19 protein-coding genes are annotated in these 18,825 nt (G+C 60.2%); 14 read left to right on the top strand and 5 right to left on the bottom strand.

All coding sequences use genetic code 11. The features are described from left to right. Nucleotides 1–46: 46 nt before the first annotated feature. Complete coding sequence (locus F3G95_RS04615; RefSeq protein ID WP_149794023.1) at nucleotides 47–730, top strand: 5'-methylthioadenosine/adenosylhomocysteine nucleosidase; 684 nt, start codon at nucleotides 47–49, stop codon at nucleotides 728–730. Between the two features lie 252 nt (nucleotides 731–982). Here the strand turns inward: F3G95_RS04615 and F3G95_RS04620 are convergent, their stop codons facing one another. From F3G95_RS04620 to malQ, 3 genes are all read right to left on the bottom strand, one after another. Next, nucleotides 983–1,423 carry a hypothetical protein gene (locus F3G95_RS04620; RefSeq protein WP_015564545.1) on the bottom strand — a complete coding sequence of 147 codons (441 nt, stop codon included), beginning with the start codon at nucleotides 1,421–1,423 and terminating at the stop codon, nucleotides 983–985. 53 nt (nucleotides 1,424–1,476) lie between these two features. Next, a complete protein-coding gene (locus F3G95_RS04625; protein ID WP_149794024.1) occupies nucleotides 1,477–2,274 on the bottom strand; it encodes a GGDEF domain-containing protein in 798 nt (265 codons plus the stop codon). A gap of 196 nt (nucleotides 2,275–2,470) precedes the next feature. Further along, a complete protein-coding gene (gene malQ / locus F3G95_RS04630; protein ID WP_149794025.1) occupies nucleotides 2,471–4,048 on the bottom strand; it encodes a 4-alpha-glucanotransferase in 1,578 nt (525 codons plus the stop codon). A 149-nt stretch (nucleotides 4,049–4,197) separates the two neighbouring features. Here malQ and F3G95_RS04635 point away from each other — a divergent pair, with 149 nt between their 5' ends. From F3G95_RS04635 to F3G95_RS04650, 4 genes are read left to right on the top strand one after another with little or no spacing between them, the layout of a single operon-like run. Next, nucleotides 4,198–5,382: an alanine--tRNA ligase-related protein gene (locus tag F3G95_RS04635; protein WP_149794026.1), complete on the top strand. Its 1,185-nt coding sequence runs from the start codon at nucleotides 4,198–4,200 to the stop codon at nucleotides 5,380–5,382. 37 nt (nucleotides 5,383–5,419) lie between these two features. Continuing rightward, on the top strand, nucleotides 5,420–6,187 hold the full coding sequence (gene trmB, locus F3G95_RS04640) for a tRNA (guanosine(46)-N7)-methyltransferase TrmB (RefSeq protein ID WP_149794027.1): 768 nt from the start codon (nucleotides 5,420–5,422) through the stop codon (nucleotides 6,185–6,187). Further along, nucleotides 6,180–6,359: a DUF6472 family protein gene (locus F3G95_RS04645; protein ID WP_015564550.1), complete on the top strand. Its 180-nt coding sequence runs from the start codon at nucleotides 6,180–6,182 to the stop codon at nucleotides 6,357–6,359. Before trmB ends, F3G95_RS04645 begins: the two co-directional genes overlap by 8 nt. 14 nt (nucleotides 6,360–6,373) lie before the next feature. Next, a complete protein-coding gene (locus F3G95_RS04650) occupies nucleotides 6,374–7,450 on the top strand; it encodes a putative ABC transporter permease (protein ID WP_149794028.1) in 1,077 nt (358 codons plus the stop codon). Nucleotides 7,451–7,501: 51 nt separating this feature from the next. On the opposite strand, the gene F3G95_RS04655 is transcribed toward F3G95_RS04650, so the two are convergent. After that, nucleotides 7,502–8,422, bottom strand: a complete 921-nt coding sequence (locus F3G95_RS04655; RefSeq protein WP_149794029.1) for a sugar phosphate nucleotidyltransferase — start codon at nucleotides 8,420–8,422, stop codon at nucleotides 7,502–7,504. Between the two features lie 279 nt (nucleotides 8,423–8,701). Here F3G95_RS04655 and F3G95_RS04660 point away from each other — a divergent pair, with 279 nt between their 5' ends. The 7 genes from F3G95_RS04660 (at nucleotide 8,702) to F3G95_RS04690 (ending at nucleotide 16,039) form a co-directional block, all read left to right on the top strand. Then, complete coding sequence (locus F3G95_RS04660; protein WP_149794030.1) at nucleotides 8,702–9,232, top strand: hypothetical protein; 531 nt, start codon at nucleotides 8,702–8,704, stop codon at nucleotides 9,230–9,232. A 265-nt stretch (nucleotides 9,233–9,497) separates the two neighbouring features. After that, nucleotides 9,498–10,271 carry an SDR family oxidoreductase gene (locus F3G95_RS04665; protein ID WP_149794031.1) on the top strand — a complete coding sequence of 258 codons (774 nt, stop codon included), beginning with the start codon at nucleotides 9,498–9,500 and terminating at the stop codon, nucleotides 10,269–10,271. A gap of 273 nt (nucleotides 10,272–10,544) precedes the next feature. Beyond that, nucleotides 10,545–11,354 (top strand): gluconate 5-dehydrogenase, encoded by an 810-nt coding sequence (locus F3G95_RS04670; protein ID WP_149794032.1) that lies wholly within the window; start codon nucleotides 10,545–10,547, stop codon nucleotides 11,352–11,354. Nucleotides 11,355–11,493: 139 nt separating this feature from the next. Beyond that, entirely contained in the window at nucleotides 11,494–12,132 is a 639-nt protein-coding gene (locus F3G95_RS04675; protein ID WP_149794033.1) for an RpiB/LacA/LacB family sugar-phosphate isomerase, read from the top strand. Further along, nucleotides 12,129–12,515, top strand: a complete 387-nt coding sequence (locus F3G95_RS04680) for a DUF1622 domain-containing protein (protein WP_243130267.1) — start codon at nucleotides 12,129–12,131, stop codon at nucleotides 12,513–12,515. Before F3G95_RS04675 ends, F3G95_RS04680 begins: the two co-directional genes overlap by 4 nt. Before the next feature lie 314 nt (nucleotides 12,516–12,829). Further along, complete coding sequence (locus F3G95_RS04685) at nucleotides 12,830–14,572, top strand: ammonium transporter (RefSeq protein ID WP_149794034.1); 1,743 nt, start codon at nucleotides 12,830–12,832, stop codon at nucleotides 14,570–14,572. A gap of 198 nt (nucleotides 14,573–14,770) precedes the next feature. Then, nucleotides 14,771–16,039 (top strand): chloride channel protein, encoded by a 1,269-nt coding sequence (locus tag F3G95_RS04690; protein ID WP_149794035.1) that lies wholly within the window; start codon nucleotides 14,771–14,773, stop codon nucleotides 16,037–16,039. 143 nt (nucleotides 16,040–16,182) lie between these two features. Here the strand turns inward: F3G95_RS04690 and F3G95_RS14040 are convergent, their stop codons facing one another. Then, on the bottom strand, nucleotides 16,183–16,305 hold the full coding sequence (locus F3G95_RS14040; RefSeq protein WP_256276003.1) for a hypothetical protein: 123 nt from the start codon (nucleotides 16,303–16,305) through the stop codon (nucleotides 16,183–16,185). Between the two features lie 563 nt (nucleotides 16,306–16,868). Between F3G95_RS14040 and thrS the strand changes: the two genes are divergently transcribed. Together thrS and F3G95_RS13740 are read left to right on the top strand one after the other, a co-directional pair. Then, a complete protein-coding gene (gene thrS / locus F3G95_RS04695) occupies nucleotides 16,869–18,653 on the top strand; it encodes a threonine--tRNA ligase (protein WP_149794036.1) in 1,785 nt (594 codons plus the stop codon). A gap of 5 nt (nucleotides 18,654–18,658) precedes the next feature. Beyond that, nucleotides 18,659–18,802 (top strand): hypothetical protein, encoded by a 144-nt coding sequence (locus F3G95_RS13740; RefSeq protein ID WP_188117509.1) that lies wholly within the window; start codon nucleotides 18,659–18,661, stop codon nucleotides 18,800–18,802. Nucleotides 18,803–18,825 lie beyond the last annotated feature (23 nt).

Consider the following 18,825-nt stretch of genomic DNA (forward strand, 5'->3'; position numbering starts at 1 on the left):
ACAGCTCCCCTAGAAAGGGGAGCCAAAGCAGAAAAGGATTAAAATTATGATTATCGGTATCATGGGCGCAATGCCCGACGAAGTGGACCAGCTCTGCGCCAGGCTGGAAAATGTCACGGTCGAGCCCTACGGCGGTGTGGAGTATCATAAGGGTACGCTGGCCGGCAAGCAGGTGGTCGTCTGCTGTGCAGGCATGGGCAAGGCCAACGCCGCCGCCACCACCCAGGTGCTCATCACCAGGTTTGGTGCTGAGAAGATCATCTTCTCCGGCATCGCAGGCAACATGACCAGCAAGATCGGCATCGGTGACGTAGTCATCGGCAAGACGGTGCTTTACCACGACGCCCAGCTGGATATGATCTGCCAGAATCCGCCTTTCCTGAAGGAGTACACCGGCGACCCGGCCCTTATCGCCGCCGCCGAGAAAGCCTGCGCCGACGCAGGCGTCAAGGCTCTGGCAGGCAAGATCGCCACCGGCGATATGTTCGTGGGCGACAGCGCCACCAAAGCCGCCATCGAGGCCAAATGCGCCCCCGACTGCGTGGAGATGGAAGGTGCGGCCGTGAGTCAGATCGCCGCCAAGAACGATGTGCCCTGCGTCATCCTCCGCGCCATGAGCGATAACGCCGACGAGGACGGCCATGAGGTGCTGGTGGTCAAAAAGTTCAGCATCACCGAGTACGTCGCCACCGCGACCAAGATCGTCGCCGCGATGGTAGAATCTCTCTAATTTTAGCTGCGAAAAGCTCCTGCCTCATCCGGGCAGGAGCTTTTTCTATTGCAGCATCTAAAATCTGGTGCGAAGCAGCAAATCGGAGAAACGAGAAAAAAGCGTTAAGCGCAGCGGCTAGCTTTTTTCCGTTTCGACAACCCCTTTGGGGTCTGAAAGGGGCGAGCAGCCCCTTTCTCGTGGATCCAGCGCGTCGAAATCGCTGGTGCTTTTCTGGTTCTCTTTTGGCACGCAAAAGAGAACTTATTCCCGTTACAGATACTGCTCCAGCTTCAGCCTGTTATCCTCCTCAAAATCCTGCAGCTTCTGCATCAGCCTCTTCGACCCCGGCGCGGCGTCCGGGTAGTCCTTCTGGGATTTGATGCAGTCCACCACGCCCATGCCGCTGCCCTGGGTGAGCATCTCGGCGAGGTTGCGGGTGGATTTGTCGGTGATGGTCTTCATGCCGATGCTCACCTTGGTGTTGAGCTTCGCCATGGCGCTCTGGCCCTGGGCCGAGCCGCCGCAGGCGTCGATGGCGGCGTGGGCCTCCTGATTGAGCTGGCGGTAGATATTGCGCTGGCGCAGAAGCTCTGCCTTGAACTGCTCATCCTCCGCCATCGGCACGAGCTGATCGAGGGTGTTCTTCCCCATCTCGGTGTTCTGCACGATGGCTTCCAGCATATTGAGATTGTCGTTTTTCTGGTTTTCCATACAAAAGTCCCCCTTTTGAGGGTAGTTTCTCTCAAAAGGGGGACTCTTATGCATTATTCGCCGTCGTAGATGCGGTCGCCGCCTGCGGCCTGTGCAGCGGCCAGCCGCTTCTCGCACAGGTCATAGAGGGCATCCCAGTTCTTGCAGCGCACCTCGCGGGTGCCGGCCACGCCGATGGACTGGGTGAACGGCACCCGGCGCATCAGGCCCACCGAGGCCACACACTCCTTGGGCATCTCGGCATAGATGGCTTTCAGCTCCTCTTCCAGCTCACGGCGGGTGCGGTCGGCGCAGCCGATGGCGAACAGGGTGTCGCTCAGGCGGCAGACCACCCGCTCAGCAGGCTGGTCGAAGTGCTTTTTCCACTGGTTTGCCACAAAGCAGACCAGCTGCCCCATGACGGCGTCGCTCTCCCGCGCGGAAAGCTTCTCTGCGCCGTCGATGGACACCAGCGCCAGCGCCGCACAGCGGTGGCAGTCGGTCCATTCATCGAGTTTCGTGCAGAATTCCGTCTCGTAGTAGCGGCGGTTGAACACCCCCGTCACAAAGTCGTGGTTCATGTCGTCGCGGCACATCTCCCGTTCCCGCGGGGTCATCCGGTCTTCGGGCAGGTCATTGCCTGCCAGAGGGGCCGTCATCTGCAGCTGCCACACCTTGCCGTCGGCCACGACACAGCGGCGCAGCACACAGTCCACCTGACCGCCGCGCAGCTCGTAGTCCACCATCAGGCCGTCGTCCTGCCAGCAGCGGTCGGCGTCCTCGTCCACCTGCGTCAGGCTCACATCCTGAAACACAGGCCGCGAACTTTCGACGAATTGCCGCAAGTCCTGCTCAGTCCATTCATTTTTCATGCGTTTTTCCCCATTTTATACACCGGGTCTTCCTTCCCGGTGCTCTGCCTTTTCACAGTCGAGCCTGTTTTCATGGCCAGTGTATCGCTGTGAAAACAGGTTCTTATCCCTGACTGCCTCTCATGCGATTATACCACGACGGCGGGGCGCTTACCAGCAAAACGCACAATTTTCAAAAAGATTTTTTACATTTCCGTCAAATTGAGGTTTTTGCCTCTTTTTCGACCGGCTCCTTGGCGCGGCAGTAGACCTCGCACTCGGCCTGGATACGGCTGGCCAGAGGCTCTGCGTCGAAGCCCTCTGCGGCACGCCAGGTCCAGTTGCCGCCCAGCTTGCCGGGGGTGTTCAGATGGGCTTCTGCGCCCAGACCCAGCCAGTCGGACATGGGGATGATGGCCCGGTCAGCCACAGAGCCGAGGGCCGCACGCAGCAGCGCGATGCGGGCAGCGTCCGGCTTGACGGCGGCCACTTCCTTCGCGGTGGGCTTGCAGGGGGTCAGGTGGAGATAAGCGGCGGCGTTGGCCTTCTCCTTTCCGGTGGCGGCGTTCTCCCACCAGTCGGTGAGGGTGGTGTTGTCGTGGGTACCCGGGTAGACCACGCTGTTCTTGACGTGGTTGTGGGGCAGATACTCGTTGTCGCCGCCGCCGAAAGCGAACTGCAAAACTTTCATGCCCGGGAAGGTGCTGTCGGCCAGAAGCTCGCGGACGCTGGGGAACAGCTCGCCCAGATCTTCCGCGATGATGGGCAGCTTACCGAGGGCAGCTTCCAGTGCGCGGAACAAGTCCATCCGGGGGCCGATCTCCCACTTGCCGGTGCAGGCGGTAGAGCTGCCCGCCGGGATGGCCCAGTAGGTGTCGAAGCCGCGGAAGTGGTCGATGCGGAGCAGGTCGTAGATGCCGAGGGCGTGGCGGACGCGCCGGATCCACCAGGCGTATCCCGTCTGTTTATGATACGGCCAGTTATACAACGGGTTGCCCCAGAGCTGGCCGTCTGCGGAGAAATAATCCGGCGGACAGCCGGCCACGCGGGCAAAGCCTCCCTGCGCGTCCAGCTCGAAGAGCTCGCCGCCCACCCATGCATCCACCGAGTCGGCAGAGACGTAGATCGGGATGTCGCCCAGAATTTTCACGCCCTTTTTGTTGGCGTAGTCCTTGACCTTTTTCCACTGGGTGGCAAACTCGTACTGCAGGAACTTCCAGAAGCCGATCTCCTCTTCCTGCTCTGCTGCGAACTTTGCCAGCGCGGCAGCGTCCCGCAGGCGGTACTCCCGGGGCCACTCAGTCCAGCTCTTCATGCCGTTGGCGGTCTTGAGGGCCATGTAGAGGGCGTAATCATTCAGCCAGCTGTCGTTGGCAAGGGCGAAAGCGTAGTAGTCGTCGGGGTAGTAGTGGGCGCAGCCGTGGAGGCCGGCGTACTTCTCGCGCCATGCGGCGTAGGCGGTGCGCAGCACTTTATAGCGGCTGGTGTAGAGAGTACCGTAGTCCACCGAAAGCGGGTCATCGCCCCACTTTTCCGCCTTGAGCTGGGCGGCGGTCAGCAGGCCGTCGGCCTTGAGAGCGTCGAGGTCGATGAAGTAGGGGTTGCCCGCAAAGGCAGAGCAGCTCTGGTAGGGGCTGTCGCCGTAGCCGGTGGGGCTGAGGGGCAGCAGCTGCCAGATGTGCTGGCCCGCAGCGGCCAGAAAATCCACGAACTTGAGCGCTTCGGCGCCAAAGCAGCCAATACCATAGGGGCCGGGCAGGCTGGACACCGGCATCAGGATTCCACTTTCACGCATGATGATACCTTCCTCGCTTTATATTCCGTTTGGGTTTCTGCTGTTTCCTATCATAACATAAGCGAAGACTATTTTCCACAGGCAAAAAACGTGGTATACTTAGTTTTATAGTGGGATAATATCGTTTTTATTGCAGGAGGTATCGTGCCATGCAGCGCACGGAAAAATATTTTGAGAACGACGCCTTCCGCAAGACTGCCGCCGGGGTCATCCTGGCCGCAGAGGCGGACGCAAAAACGGGCGGCGGGCGCATCGCGCTGGACGGCACGGTGTTCTACCCCGAAGGGGGCGGTCAGCCCGCCGACAGAGGCACGCTGACCCTCGCCGACGGCACGGTGCTCCATGTCACCGACGTCCACGAGACGAACGGCATCATCTGGCACACGGTGGATGCCCTGCCCGAGACCGCACAGCCCGGTGCCGCCGTCACCGGCACCATCGACTGGGAGTGGCGCTTCGACAAGATGCAGCAACACACCGGCGAGCACATCCTCTCCGGCATCCTGCACCAGATGTTCGGGGCGGAGAACGTGGGCTTCCATATCGGCTCCGACGCCGTGCGGATGGACACCAGCGTCCCTATCTCCGCCGAGGGCCTGCGGAAGGCAGAGCTTGCCGCCAACCGCATCATCTGGGAGAATGTGCCGGTGCTCATCACCTACCCCACCCCCGAAGAGCTGGCGGCGCTGACCTACCGCAGCAAAAAAGAGATCGCCGGGCAGGTGCGCATCGTGACCATCCCGGGCGCGGACGTCTGCGCCTGCTGCGGCACCCACACCGCCGCCACCGGACAGGTGGGACAGATCAAGATCCTCACCTCTGAGAACTACAAGGGCGGTGTCCGGCTCAGCGTCGTCTGCGGCGGACGCGCCCTGCGGGAAGCGCAGGCCATGCGGAGCCGTCAGGCCGACATCGGCGCACTGCTCTCGGCCAAGGCCGACCAGACCGCCGTGGCGGTCCACCGGGTGTACGACGAGTACACGGCCCTGAAATTTGCCCACTTCGGCCTGTGCAGTCAGCTCTTCGACGCACTGGCCGCACAGCTTGGCCCCGACGAGACGGCCATCCGCACCGTTCCCGGCCTCGACCCGGACGGTCTGCACCGTCTGGCCGCACGGTTGAGCGAGGCCACCACCGGTCTCTGCGCCGCTCTGACGCCCAGCGAGAAGGGCACCGGCTACTGCATCGCGCGCTCCGGCGGCGACGTCCGCGCCCTGACCAAAGCCCTCAACGCCGCCCTGAACGGACGCGGCGGCGGCAAGCCCGGTATCTGCCAGGGCAGCTGCGCCGCCACGCCGGAGCAGGTGGAGGAATTTTTGAAGAAAGATCTGTAAGTACAAACTTTTCACGTCACAAGGAGAATACTATCTTATGAGAATGCGTTTCAAGCCCTACGCCCACGACGAACTGATGGCCGCCGATTTCCACGTCCACGAGCCCCTTATCTGGGGCGGCAAGTGGCACAGCCAGTATGCCCGCCCGGAGCAGCCTTTCGTGCTGGAGCTGGGCTGCGGCAAGGGCGGCTTCATCTCCCAGCTGGCCTCTGCCCACCCCGAGAATAACTATCTGGGCATCGACATCACCGACAAGGTGCTCATCCTCGCAAAGCGCAAGATCGAAGCCGCTTACGCCGAGGCAGGCCGCCCCATCGACAATGTCAAGATCATGAGCACCGACATCGAGCGCATCAAGGGCGTCATCACCCCGGAGGACACCGTCAGCCGCATCTACATCAACTTCTGCAACCCGTGGAGCAAGAACGCTTCCTCCAACAAGCACCGCCTCACCTACCCCCGCCAGCTCATCCAGTACCGCGATTTCCTCAAGGACGGCGGCGAGATCTACTTCAAGACCGACGACGATGACCTGTTCCGCGACAGCCTGACCTACTTCCCCGCTTCCGGCTACGACATCGTCTGGCAGACTTACGACCTCCACGAGAACGAGCCGGAGTGGAACATCCGCACCGAGCATGAGGGGATGTTCACCGAGATGGGCATTAAGATCAAGGCCCTCATCGCCCGCAAGAAGGCCGGCGACGACTCCGTGACCTGGGTGGAGCCGAAGGTGCTCAAGAAGCTGGCCGCGCAGGCGGAGGCCGAAGCTTCGGCCAAGGCCGAGGGTGAAGGCAATGTCTGACCCTTGTGAATACTGCCTGAACAACCAGCAGGACGAATATGGCAGCTGGTACTGCGCCGAGGGCGGCGCACTGGATGAGGACGAGATGGCCCGCTATCTCTCCCATACCACTTCGGCCTGCCCTTACTTTGAGCCGGGCGATGAATATAAGATCGTCCGCAAACAGAACTGACTGGAGGTGTCCCCTTGTCGTTTTTTCTCAATACGACAGTCTGCGGTTTCTCGCTTTATCATATCCTTGCGTTTTTCCTCATCTACTCCTGTCTGGGCTGGTGCGTCGAGGTGGTGTATGCCGCCGCCACCACCGGCCAGCTGGTGAACCGGGGCTTCCTGAACGGCCCGGTCTGCCCTATCTACGGCTTCGGCATGATCCTGGTGCTCTTCTGCCTCACACCGCTGGAAGATGACCTGTTGCTGCTGTATCTCGGCGGCGTCATCCTGCCCAGTGCCTTGGAGCTGGTGGGCGGATGGGCGCTGTATAAGCTCTACCGCACCCGGTGGTGGGACTACACCGACAAGCCCTTCAACATCGGCGGCTATGTCTGTCTTGAGTTCTCGCTGATGTGGGGCTTGGGGGCCATGGTGATGGTCAAGGTCATCCATCCCACCATTGCCGCGCTGGTGAACATCATTCCGCCGCTGGTGGGCTTTGTGCTGATGTGTCTGCTCTACGCGGTGTATGCCGCCGACGTGGTGGCTACCGCCATCGCCGCCTCCGACCTCGCCCGGGAGCTGGACGCTCTCGAGAAGGTGGCCGACAGTATGCATGCTGTCAGCGACGCCATGACCGAGCTCCTTGGCACCACCGCGCTGGACATGGACCAGAAGATGGACGAGAGCCGCCTGCAGCTCAAGCTGGCCGCCGCCGAGGCCCGGGACAGCTACGACAAGCTGTCGCCCCGTGAGGCCGCTTCCACCATGCGCGCCCGCGCCGACGAGGCCATGGAGGCCGCACGCCGCGCCTCCCAGACTGCCCGCCTCAACGCCGCCGAAGCGGCCAAGGCCGTCAAGCTGGCCGCGCAGGGCAAGGCCGAGCAGACCACCGCATTCCTGCAGCTGGAACAGCTCAAGGAAGAGCTGGCCGCCCGTGCGCAGGTCATGCAGGCCCACACCCGCCGCGGCACCCATCTGCTGGGCAAGGGCCGTATGCTCCGCGCCTACCCCAAGCTGAAGCACGGTCAGAACAACCGCTCCCTCAGCAGCCTGCTCGAGCAGCTCGAGGACGAATATCCCGACTCCTTCAACGGATTCGGCATCCAGTAAAGATAAAAAAATACGGCTGGGACGCTGTCCCAGCCGTATTTTTTATGCAGCTCAAGCCCAGAGATCTTCCGGGTAAAGGCCGTCGGCCGTCTTTTTGGCGATGGCTTCCACCACCACGGGCTTATCCTCGCGGTAGGTGACGCCATACCACTTATCGGTGCTGCGCAGCACCTTGACGGCGGCTTTCTTTTCGCCGATGAGCTCACTGACCACCAGCGGCAGGAAATACTCGCACTTGAGCGGGTTCTTTTCCAGATTCTCGTCCAGCCAGCGGGCAAAACGTCGGTCGGCTTCCTTCACGAAGCTCTCGCCGAAGCCCCAGAGGTTCATGCTCACGGGCGTCTCGCCGGGCAGGTCCGTCCAGCTCTCGCCGCCGTCCTCGGTGTAGTGGATGCCGCCCTCATAGGTCTCGATGCGGGTGCGCTCGGTGACGCTGTGGAGGGTGCTGTCCTCGTTGAGGGCGCAGACGCCGCGGGCGACGCTGCCATTTTCGGAAACGGTGTTCTTGAGCAGGTAGCTCACCATACAGTAGTCGTAGACCTCGCCGTCGGTGTGAGTGGAGAGGTGATCGTAGATGACCTTGAACGCCTCGGGGCCGTAGTAGTCGTCGGCATTGATGACGGCGAAGGGGCCGTGGATGTAGGGTTTTGCGGCCAGCACCGCGTGGCAGGTACCCCAGGGCTTCACGCGGCCCTCGGGGATGGTGTAGCCCTCGGGCAGCTCGTCCAGCTGCTGGAAGGCGTACTTCACGTCCATCACCCTGGACACGCGGTCGCCGATGGCGGCTTTGAAAGCCTCTTCGATCTCGTGCTTGATGACGAAGATGACCGTCTCGAAGCCTGCGCGGCGGGCGTCGTACAGGGAATAATCCACGATGACCTGACCGCAGGGACCCACCGGATCGATCTGCTTCATGCCGCCGTAGCGGCTGCCCATGCCGGCAGCCATGACCACCAGGACCGGTTTGTTCATGTTTTATCTCCTCCTTGAAAAGGGTGTTTTTCTTTTACGGTTTTATTATACTCCAAACCATGCCGGACAACAAGACGAAGCTGTTTTTTGAAACTCGGCAAGTTTTTATTGCATATATCAGCAAGCAAATATTGCCTTTTGCTTTCAGACAGGGTATAATAACCTCATCCGACACAAAAACGACCGGCCAGCCGCTTTTGCAGGCCGAAGCTAAGAAGCCGTTTTCACAAGCATTGCACCCCGCTTATGAAAGCAGCTTCTGGAAAGTGAGTTTTTTTCATGAACGAAACTGTGACCAAGCGTTTCCTGCTCTACTTCCGCCTGATGATGGTAGCGTGGATCCTGATCGCCAACGCCTTTTTCCACGCCATCGAGTTTGAGTACAGCTGGCTCATCTTTTTGAGCAACATCATGCTCTTTACGATGGAGGGCGACATCAAAGACCGCTTTATCAGCGTGGAGCTGGGCGGCCTCGTGGGCATGGTGCTCACGGTGCTGGCGATGCTGGCCATCGGTGCGCTGACGCCTGTTCTGGGCGGGATGCTGGGCCTGCTGCTGCCGCTGGGCGTGGTGCTCTTCATCCTCATCATCCTGCACCCCTACGCCCCCAAGGTGCTGAACAATGTGGGCTTTGCCTACCTGACCGTCGCCTGCATCGACAGCGCAGCTTTTGCAGCGAATCTGCCCCTCTTCTTCGGGGTGTACATCGTCGGCTCTCTGGTCTTCAACGGCGGCTGCGTGCTGCTCATGAAGCCGGCCCGTTATCTGGCCGCCCGGAGCATCAAGAACGACGTCAAGGCTGACGCCTGAATCTGAGTTTCTCATCTTTTCTTCTTTTTTCTCACAGCGCCCCGGCAGCAAAGATGCCGGGGCGCTGCACTTTTATGTGGATTCTGCCGTTTTTCCGTGCTACAATGGGGTAAAATAAGAGAAAGGAAGTTTCCCGCCATGTATGCTGCATCTCCTGCACGCTGCTCCACCCTGCCCTACCACCGCTGCCCTGAACAACACCACCTTCACCGCTGACGAGCTGGAAGCCATCGATAAGGCTTCCGGATTTTACAAGGAGTAATTTATGTCCAAAACTGTATGGATAACCGGAGCTTCTTCCGGCATTGGCCGGGAGTTTGCCCGCCGGTATGCCCGCCTCGGCTTCCGGCTCATCCTCACCGCCCGCCGCACCGACCGACTCGAAGCTCTGGCCGCAGAGCTCACCGCGAAATACAGTACCTTCTGCCGCATCCTGCCTGCTGATTTGGAGCAGGAGAGCGAGTGCACCCGTCTCTGCGAGGCGCTGACGGACGAGCGCATCGATCTTTTCATCAACAACGCCGGCTTCGGCGTCTGCGGCAGCTTTCTTGAGACCAGCGGCGAGAAAGAGCTCTCCATGGCGAAGGTCAATGTGCTGGCCATGCACCAGCTGTTCAAGTTCGCCGTGAAAAAGATGGAGGCGCAGGGCTTCGGCACCGTGCTCAACGTGGCGTCCTCCGCCGGGCTGCTGCCGGGCGGACCCTATATGGCGGGCTACTACGCCACCAAAGCGTACGTTGTCAGCCTGACCCGGGGCGTGGCCGAAGAACTGCGCCAGCAGCACAGCCCGGTCTACGTCTGCGCCCTCTGCCCCGGCCCGGTGGACACCGAGTTCAACGAGCGGGCCGATGTGGTGTTCGCACTGCGGGGCATCAGCCCGGAGCTGTGCGTCGAGGAGGCCATGCGGGGGATGCTGCACCACAAGACCATCATCGTCCCGTCGGCCCTCATGCGGGCGGCGACGACGGCCCAGCGGTTCATGCCGATGGCGATCTTAATGCCCATCATGGCCCACCAGCAGAAGAAAAAACTGGGCTGAAGGGCTATTGTGTGCAACAAGCAGCAATCCCGGCCTTTGCAAAACCCGTTTTTATGACGATTTCACGAAAACGCAACAAAATGAGAAAAAATTTGCAGTAATTGTGCCAAGAAAACACCTTGACAGTCGGAATAAAGAATGCTACTCTAGTATACAAGAGGGTGCAGGGCCGGACAGTCCAAATCGCTGCTTCCCGTGGCGGCAGTTGGACTACAGGTATCGTCCGGCAGCGCAGCGCCCCGCAAAGCAAAATTCTGATTGGAGGACTTAATTATGGCACAGTGTACTCCCAAATCCTTTGACCTGACCGGCAAGGTCGCGCTCATCACCGGCGCATCTTACGGCATCGGCATGGCGATCGCCAAGGCAATGGCCGCAAACGGCGCTACCATCGTCTTCAACGACATCAAGCAGGAGCTGGTCGATAAGGGCATCGCCGCTTATGAAGAAGCTGGCATCAAGGCTCACGGCTATGTCTGCGACGTCACCGATGAGGACGCCGTGAACGCCATGGTCGCAAAGATCACCGAGGAAGTCGGCCATATCAACATTCTGGTCAACAACGCCGGCATCATCAAGCGCATCCCCATGACCGAGATGACCGCTGCTCAGTTCCGTCAGGTCATCGATGTTGACCTGAACGCTCCGTTCATCGTCGCCAAGGCTGTCATCCCCGACATGATCGCTCAGGGCGGCGGCAAGATCATCAACATCTGCTCCATGATGAGCGAGCTGGGCCGTGAGACCGTCTCCGCCTACGCTGCAGCCAAGGGCGGCCTGAAGATGCTGACCAAGAACATCGCCTCCGAGTACGGCGAGTACAACATCCAGTGCAACGGCATCGGACCCGGCTACATCGCTACCCCGCAGACCGCACCTCTGCGCGAGCGTCAGCCCGACGGCAGCCGTCATCCCTTCGACAGCTTCATCGTCGCCAAGACCCCCGCAGGCCGCTGGGGCGAGGCTGAGGATCTGGGCGGACCCGCTGTCTTCCTGGCTTCTGCCGCTTCCGACTTCGTCAACGGCCTCATCCTGTACGTTGACGGCGGCATCCTGGCTTACATCGGCAAGCAGCCGCAGTAAGTTTTTCCATATCCGGCATTTTTGCGCCGTGTCCGCTGCCTTCCGGGTGCCGGGCGCGGCGCTCTTTTGTTTCCCATATCGACTTTTTTCCCGGAATCTGCTACACTGGTCATAATAATAAAAACAGGAGGACTTTCCCATGAAGATCGCACTTATCAACGAGAACAGTCAGGCCGCAAAGAACGGCATCATCGAGGCCGCTCTGAAGAAGGTCGTAGAGCCGATGGGCCACGAGGTGGTCAACTACGGCATGTACGCTGCCGATGACGCCGCACCGCTGACCTATGTGCAGTGCGGCATCCTCGCCGCCGTCCTGCTCAACAGCGGCGCTGCCGACTACGTCATCACCGGCTGCGGCACCGGCGAGGGCGCCATGCTGGCCCTGAACAGCTTCCCCGGCGTCATCTGCGGCCATGTGGAGGACCCCGTGGACGCCTACACCTTCGCCCACGTCAACGACGGCAATGCCGTGGCCATGCCTTTCGCCAAGGGCTTCGGCTGGGGCGGTGAGCTGAACCTCGAGTACTGCTTTGAGAAGCTGTTCGGCTTCGGCCACGGTCAGGGCTACCCCAAGGAGCGCGTCGAGCCCGAGCAGCGCAACAAGAAGATCCTCGACGGCGTCCGCGCCGCCACTTTTAAGCCCCTCATCGAGTGCCTCAAGAGCATCGATCAGGACCTGCTGAAGGGTGCCATCGCCGGTGAGAAGTTCGGCGAGCTGTTCTTCGCCTCCTGCAGGGACGAGGAGCTGGCCGCTTATATCAAGAGCCTGCTGGCTTGAGCGGTGACCAGAGCATGACAGCCCTGTATCACCTGAACGAGAACCTCGCCCACCTGCTGGAGGGCTTTCTGGAATCGGCAGTCCCCCTCATCGCGGGGCTGGCGGAGGTCATCGGCCTGTTCATCATCGTGACGAGTCTTGTCAAGGCCACCTACCACTATGTGCGGGCGACCTTTTTCCGCGACCGGTACGACTTCCACCACGAGATGAGCACCGGCCTGACGACGGCATTGGAATTTCTCATGTCGGCAGAGATCGCCAAGACCTTCCTTCTGCAGAACCTCGAGTCGGTCATCCCGCTGGCGGCGACTTTCGCGCTGCGCGCTCTGATGAGCCTGCTGCTCCATGTCGAAATGCGGGCAGCCCACAAGGGGGAAAAATGATGCCTGCCAAAGTTTTCTTTGCCCATTCTTTTCCGGTTTGTGCAGAACGTCAAAAATAGCATCCAGCTCTTGACACTTTGACCAAACCGCCTTATACTCTTGCCATCGAAAGCAAAGGCGCTGACGGATGAAAGATCCGCCAGCGCCTTTTGTGTTTCCGGGGGAAGTGTATCCCCTGCGGCCAAGGGAGAAATAGAGGGCTTCCTTTTCCGGATTTTCCGCGCTGCTGCGCAGATAGAGGGGTGCAGCAGCCGGAGTGTACGCGCCGCCGGGCTGGCACCCGGCAGCCAGATCATTGGGGAGGTATCTGCGTCATGTTCAGCTCCGTCAACACCTGTTGGACGCTCGTAGGAGCGTTCCTCGTCTACTTCATGCAGGCCGGCTTCGCGCTCTGCGAGGCAGGCTTCACCCGCGCCAAGAACACCGGCAATATCCTCATGAAAAACATGATGGATTTTTGTATCGGCACGCCCTGCTACTGGCTCATCGGCTTCGGCCTGATGTTCGGCGGCACCGGCGCTCTCATCGGCGGGTTCGACCCCTTCATTCAGGGTGATTATTCTCATCTGGGCCTCGACATCCCGCTGTGGGTGTACATCGTGTTTCAGACTGTCTTCTGCGCAACAGCAGCCACCATCGTCTCCGGCTCCATGGCCGAGCGCACCAACTTCAAAGCCTACTGCGTCTACTCCGCAGCCATTTCGCTGGTGGTCTACCCCATCTGCGGCCACTGGATGTGGGGCGGCGGCTGGCTCCAGAGCATGGGCTTCCACGACTTTGCCGGTTCTGCAGCAGTCCACAACGTCGGCGGCGTCATCGCCATGCTGGGCGCGGCCCTGCTGGGTCCCCGCATCGGCAAGTACGACAAGGACGGCAAGCCCCACGCCATCCCCGGCCACAACCTGACCGCCGGTGCTCTGGGCGTGTTCATCCTCTGGTTCTGCTGGTTCGGCTTCAACGGCGGCTCTTCCCTGAGCCTTTCCACCGATGAGACCATGACCCTGACCGGTCTGGTCTGCTTCAACACCAACCTTGCGGCAGCAGTTTCTACCTGCGTGACCATGCTCTTTACCTGGAAGCGCTACGGCAAGCCCGACGTCTCCATGACGCTCAACGGCTCTCTGGCTGGTCTGGTGGCCATCACCGCAGGCTGCGACACCGTTTCGCCCTTTGGTGCTTTCATCATCGGCTTTGTCGCCGGCATCCTCGTGGTGCTGAGCGTCGAGTTCTTCGATAACATTGCGAAGATCGACGACCCTGTGGGCGCGGTCTCCGTCCACTTTGCAAACGGCGTCTGGGGTACCATTGCCGTGGGCCTCTTCTCCGACGGCGGAAACGGTGTCGGCAAGGGCCTGTTCTACGGCGGCGGTCTGAGCCAGCTGGGCATCCAGCTGCTGGGCCTCATCGTGGTGGACGCCTATGTTCTGGTCGTCATGTTCGTCATCTTCAAGCTCATCGACAAGACCATCGGCCTCCGCGTTCCCGCTGAGGTGGAGATCGACGGTCTGGACATCCACGAGCACGGTCTGGCTTCCGCTTATGCCGGTTTCGCCATCTCCGATGCAAACTCTGCCGCCATGGTCCCCAACGAGAACACCGACCTCGGCGAGGACGACGCTTCCAAAGCTTCTGCAAAGCAGATGGACGCCGCTGTGCCTGTGGTGCGTGAGCCTGCTGTCATCCACGACGGCATCTACGACACCGGGATGCACAAAGTGTCCATCATTGCAAAGCTCTCCAAGTTCGACCAGCTCAAGAGCGCCCTCAACGATCTGGGCGTCACCGGCATGACGGTCACCCAGGTCATGGGCTGCGGCATCCAGAAAGGCACCACTGAAAAATACCGTGGTGTGCCTGTGGACAGCACCCTCCTGCCGAAGATCAAGGTCGAGGTCATCGTCTCCAAGATCTCGGTCGATTCCGTGGTGGAGGCCGCCAAGAAGGCACTTTACACCGGCCACATCGGCGACGGCAAGATCTTCGTCTACAACGTGACCCGCGTGGTCAAGATCCGCACCGGCGAAGAGGACTTTGCCGCCCTGCAGGACGTGGAGTAAGCGTCCCCCTGATTTCAGCGCTATCCCGCCGAGACGGCGTGGATATATTGTTCTCCTTTTTCCTTTTTTCTGATAATTCCAAACACAGCTCAAAGCCCCGCTCCTTCGCACAAGGGAGCGGGGCTTTGGCGTTTCTTGACAGCGCCCGTCCGTCGTGCTATCTTTGTGGGCAGGATATAAAAACACAGGAGTGTTATCATGAAAGAATTTTTGAAAAAGGAGCTTTATTCCTTCCGAGCCGTCGCGGCCATTCTGGCCCGCTGGCTGCTGTTGGCCGTTCCCACCGGCCTCGTCTGCGGTGCCGTCGGCACAGCGTTCCACCTGGCCGTGGAGCACGTCACCGAGTGGCGGGCCGAGCACATCTGGCTGCTCTGGCTGCTGCCGGTGGCAGGTCTTGCCATCGTGGCACTTTATAAGGTGACGGGCTGCGAAGGGATGGGGACGAACAACGTCATCCGCGCCGTCCACAGCGGCGAAAGCGTCAGCCCGCTGCTGGTGCCGGCCATCTTCTTCGGCACGGTGCTCACCCACCTCTGCGGCGGCTCGGCCGGACGCGAGGGCGCGGCTTTGCAGATGGGCGGAAGCATCGGCTACAACATCGCAAAGCTCTTCCGCTTCTCCGACCACGACCGCCGCACGGCCACGGCCTGCGGCATGGCTGCGTTCTTCTCGGCACTGTTCGGCACGCCGCTGTCGGCGACCCTCTTCGGCATCATGGTGGAGGACGTGGGCCTCGCGTTCTCGGTGGCCTTTGTTCCCGGCTTCGCCGCTGCCCTCATCGCCTACGGCGTCTCGCTGGCCTGCGGCATCTCTCCTACCCATTTTGAGCTGACCGCACCGGCGCTTTCCATTGATTCTACTCTGCTGGTGGCTGTGCTGGGTGTTGCCTGTGCGCTGGTGGCCCGGGCATTCTGCTGGCTTCTCCACACCATGGAGCACGAAATGCCCCGCCGCCTGCCAAACCCCTGGGTGCGTGCCGTCGTGGGCGGTGTTGCCGTGGTGGCCCTCTCCTACCTGATGGGCGTGGGCCGCTACAACGGCGCGGGCATGGGCGTCATCACTGCCGCCGTGGAGCAGGGACAGGCCCTGCCGTGGGACTTTATCTGCAAGATACTGCTGACCGCCCTGACCCTCTCGGCGGGCTTCAAGGGCGGCGAGGTCGTCCCCAGCTTCTACATCGGTGCGACCTTCGGCTGTGCATTCGGCCCGCTGCTGGGCCTGCCCGCCGGGTTCTCCGCCGCCGTGGGCCTCGTCTCGGTGTTCTGCGGCGCAACCAATACGCTTATCCCCTCCATCCTGCTGGCCTATGAGCTGTTCGGCGGCGTGGGGCTGGAGCTGATCGCGCTGGGCTGCGGCGTCTGCTATATGCTCTCCGGCACCCACGGCCTCTACAGCAGCCAGCTCTTTGTGACGGAGAAGCTGCTGTCGGAGTATACGGAGAGCTGGGGGAAGCGGCTCAGAAAATAAAAAAGGAACGGCAGCGCGTCGCTCCGTTCCTTGACAAATCCGATATTTCTGGTTATACTACAAATAGAAAAGGCGCTGGCCCGCAAACGGCTGGTCCCTCACCATAATAAGTCAAGAAAAAATGACCGGTCTAGTTGGGGAACTCAGAGGCGGTCATTTTTCTTGTCTTTATCGTCGCTGTGAGATACAGTCCAAGTGATTTGAAACGTCACATAAATTGCACCGCCAAGAAGCGAGAGCAACGCGGTAAATTCCAAAATACTCATGGTCTTATCCCCCCTTTCCGCCCTTGAGCGTCCGGGGGAGCACGAATCTGCAAGAAAATCGCCTTACCCGGCACTCAGGTACCGGTAAGGGACAGCCGCCTGTGTTTGTGGTCAGCGCCTTGCCGCCAGAGGCGGCATCTATACGATACCATATTTCGCCTAAAAGTGCAAGAATTGTCCAGTTTAAATTTCTGCAGGCCAGCCCTTGATTTTTTCTGCGCCCCGTGCTACAATCATCTGTAGTTTCATCCTGTGTAAAAACGATGATGCGGACAAACCGAAGTCCCGTTCTCCATGCCGCAGAGAGGGCTGCCGTCCGGAAGGACGCGCTGCAAGCAGCCTGCCATGTGCCGGACTTCTACCACCGCAGAGTGCAGAGGCGAACCTCTGCCGGGTGCGCCCGTTACAGCACAGCGAGTGGCGTGCAGCAGCACGCAATTCGGGTGGAACCGTGGAACGCAGTTGGGTCTTTCAAAGGCGCTTCATCCCGTAGAGCAAATGCGGGGTGAAGCGTCTTTTTTGTTATACCAAACGCATTTTTCATGTCAAGAAGGAGTAACACCATGAAGATCATCTATAAGGACGGTCATGTGGACGAATGCCCGCAGGACCAGGAACTGCACGTCATCCGTCACACCGCAGCCCACGTTATGGCTCAGGCCATCAAGCGCCTCTACCCGGAGGCTGACTTCGCCTTCGGCCCCGCCACCGAGAACGGCTTCTACTACGACGTTGACCTCGGCGACACCAAGCTGACCGACGAAGACCTGGCCAACATCGAGAAGGAGATGCGCAAGATCACCAAAGAGAATCTGGCCATCAAGCCCTTCATCCTGCCCCGCGCAGAGGCCGTCAAGCTGATGGAAGAGCGCCACGAGAACTATAAGGTCGAGCACATGGCTGACCTGGCCGACGAGACCGAGTTCAGCTTCTTCCAGCAGGGCGAGTACGTCGATATGTGCATCGGACCTCACCTGACCTACACCAAGGCTCTGAAGGCCTTCAAGATCACCCAGCAGTCCGGCGCATACTGGAAGAACGACAAAGAGAACAAGATGCTGACCCGTATCAACGGCGTGGCTTTCCACAATCAGGAGGAGCTGGACGCCTGGGAGAAGGAGCAGCAGGAGGCCCGTGAGCGCGACCACCGCAAGATCGGCAAGGAGATGGGCCTGTTCATGACCGACGACCTGGTCGGCCGCGGTCTGCCCATGTTCCTGCCCGCAGGCTACACGGTCTGGCAGGAGCTGGAGAACTATATCAAGGAGAAGGAGCGCGCCCGCGGCTACCTGCACGTCATGACTCCCTGCATCGGCACCGTGAATCTGTACAAGACTTCCGGCCACTGGGACCACTACCGCGAGAATATGTTCCCCGCCATGGAGATGGAGGGCGAGAGCTACGTCCTGCGCCCGATGAACTGCCCCCATCACATGATGATCTACGCAAACCGTCCCCACTCCTACCGCGACCTGCCCATGCGCATCGGCGAGATCGCCCACGATTTCCGTTACGAGTCCTCCGGCACCCTGAAGGGCATCGAGCGCGGCCGTCACTTCTGCCAGAACGACGCTCACCTGTTCTGCACTCCGGAGCAGATCAAGAGCGAAGTCGCTGATGTCTGCAACCTCATCTTCGAGACCTACAAGGACTTCAACATCACCGACTACCGCTGCGTTCTGTCCCTGCGTGACCCTGCCGACAAGAAGAAGTATCACGACGACGACGCCATGTGGAACCACGCTGAGAACGCTCTGCGCGAGGTCCTGACCGAGCTGGGCATCCACTTCACCGAGGAGATCGGCGAGGCTGCTTTCTACGGCCCCAAGCTGGACGTCAACGTCAAGCCCGCTGTCGGCGCTGAGTACACCCTGTCCACCTGCCAGCTGGACTTCTGCCTGCCCGCAAAGTTCCACCTGACCTATGTGGACAAGGACGGCACCGAGAAGACCCCCGTTGTCCTGCACCGTGCGATCCTCGGTTCTCTCGACCGCTTCATGGCCTACCTCATCGAGGAGACCAAGGGCAAGTTCCCCACCTGGCTGGCTCCTGTTCAGGTCAAGGTTCTGCCCGTCTCCGAGAAGACCCTCGAGTATTCCGAGGCCATCACCGAGAAGCTGGTGGAGGCCGGTATCCGTGTGGCTCTGGACGACGACAACCAGAAGATCGGCTACAAGATCCGCGCCGCACAGCAGGTGGACCGCGTGCCTTATATGCTGGTCCTGGGCGCCAAGGAAGCCGAGGCCGGCAACGTCTCCGTCCGTGATCGCAAGGGCGAGACCACCACGATGGAAGTGGACGAGTTCATCGCAAAGGTCACTTCTGAGATCAAGAACCGCAGCCTGTAAGTGATATGATTCCTGATTATATTGATGAAGTCGAGTGTCCGAATGAGGAAACGATTGCCGCCATGTTGGAGGCTGAACGCATTGCGAAGGACCCCAATGTAAAGCACTACACCGATTTGGATGAACTTTTTGAAGATTTAAGGAAATAACAAATGCCGCTCTTCCCTTGATA

Source organism: Faecalibacterium sp. Marseille-P9312, from assembly GCF_902497445.1.
GTDB lineage: Bacteria > Bacillota > Clostridia > Oscillospirales > Ruminococcaceae > Faecalibacterium > Faecalibacterium longum.

Excerpts from the sequence above, each read along its gene's own strand:
- malQ (WP_149794025.1), bottom strand. The coding sequence starts at position 4,048 with ATGCGTGAAAGTGGAATCCTGATGCCGGTGTCCAGCCTGCCCGGCCCC.
- F3G95_RS04635 (WP_149794026.1), top strand. The coding sequence starts at position 4,198 with ATGCAGCGCACGGAAAAATATTTTGAGAACGACGCCTTCCGCAAGACT.
- F3G95_RS04670 (WP_149794032.1), top strand. The coding sequence starts at position 10,545 with ATGGCACAGTGTACTCCCAAATCCTTTGACCTGACCGGCAAGGTCGCG.
- trmB (WP_149794027.1), top strand. The coding sequence starts at position 5,420 with ATGAGAATGCGTTTCAAGCCCTACGCCCACGACGAACTGATGGCCGCC.
- F3G95_RS04625 (WP_149794024.1), bottom strand. The coding sequence starts at position 2,274 with ATGAAAAATGAATGGACTGAGCAGGACTTGCGGCAATTCGTCGAAAGT.
- F3G95_RS04645 (WP_015564550.1), top strand. The coding sequence starts at position 6,180 with ATGTCTGACCCTTGTGAATACTGCCTGAACAACCAGCAGGACGAATAT.
- F3G95_RS13740 (WP_188117509.1), top strand. The coding sequence starts at position 18,659 with ATGATTCCTGATTATATTGATGAAGTCGAGTGTCCGAATGAGGAAACG.
- F3G95_RS04665 (WP_149794031.1), top strand. The coding sequence starts at position 9,498 with ATGTCCAAAACTGTATGGATAACCGGAGCTTCTTCCGGCATTGGCCGG.
- F3G95_RS04685 (WP_149794034.1), top strand. The coding sequence starts at position 12,830 with ATGTTCAGCTCCGTCAACACCTGTTGGACGCTCGTAGGAGCGTTCCTC.
- thrS (WP_149794036.1), top strand. The coding sequence starts at position 16,869 with ATGAAGATCATCTATAAGGACGGTCATGTGGACGAATGCCCGCAGGAC.
- F3G95_RS04620 (WP_015564545.1), bottom strand. The coding sequence starts at position 1,423 with ATGGAAAACCAGAAAAACGACAATCTCAATATGCTGGAAGCCATCGTG.
- F3G95_RS04660 (WP_149794030.1), top strand. The coding sequence starts at position 8,702 with ATGAACGAAACTGTGACCAAGCGTTTCCTGCTCTACTTCCGCCTGATG.
- F3G95_RS04690 (WP_149794035.1), top strand. The coding sequence starts at position 14,771 with ATGAAAGAATTTTTGAAAAAGGAGCTTTATTCCTTCCGAGCCGTCGCG.
- F3G95_RS04615 (WP_149794023.1), top strand. The coding sequence starts at position 47 with ATGATTATCGGTATCATGGGCGCAATGCCCGACGAAGTGGACCAGCTC.
- F3G95_RS14040 (WP_256276003.1), bottom strand. The coding sequence starts at position 16,305 with ATGAGTATTTTGGAATTTACCGCGTTGCTCTCGCTTCTTGGCGGTGCA.
- F3G95_RS04675 (WP_149794033.1), top strand. The coding sequence starts at position 11,494 with ATGAAGATCGCACTTATCAACGAGAACAGTCAGGCCGCAAAGAACGGC.
- F3G95_RS04655 (WP_149794029.1), bottom strand. The coding sequence starts at position 8,422 with ATGAACAAACCGGTCCTGGTGGTCATGGCTGCCGGCATGGGCAGCCGC.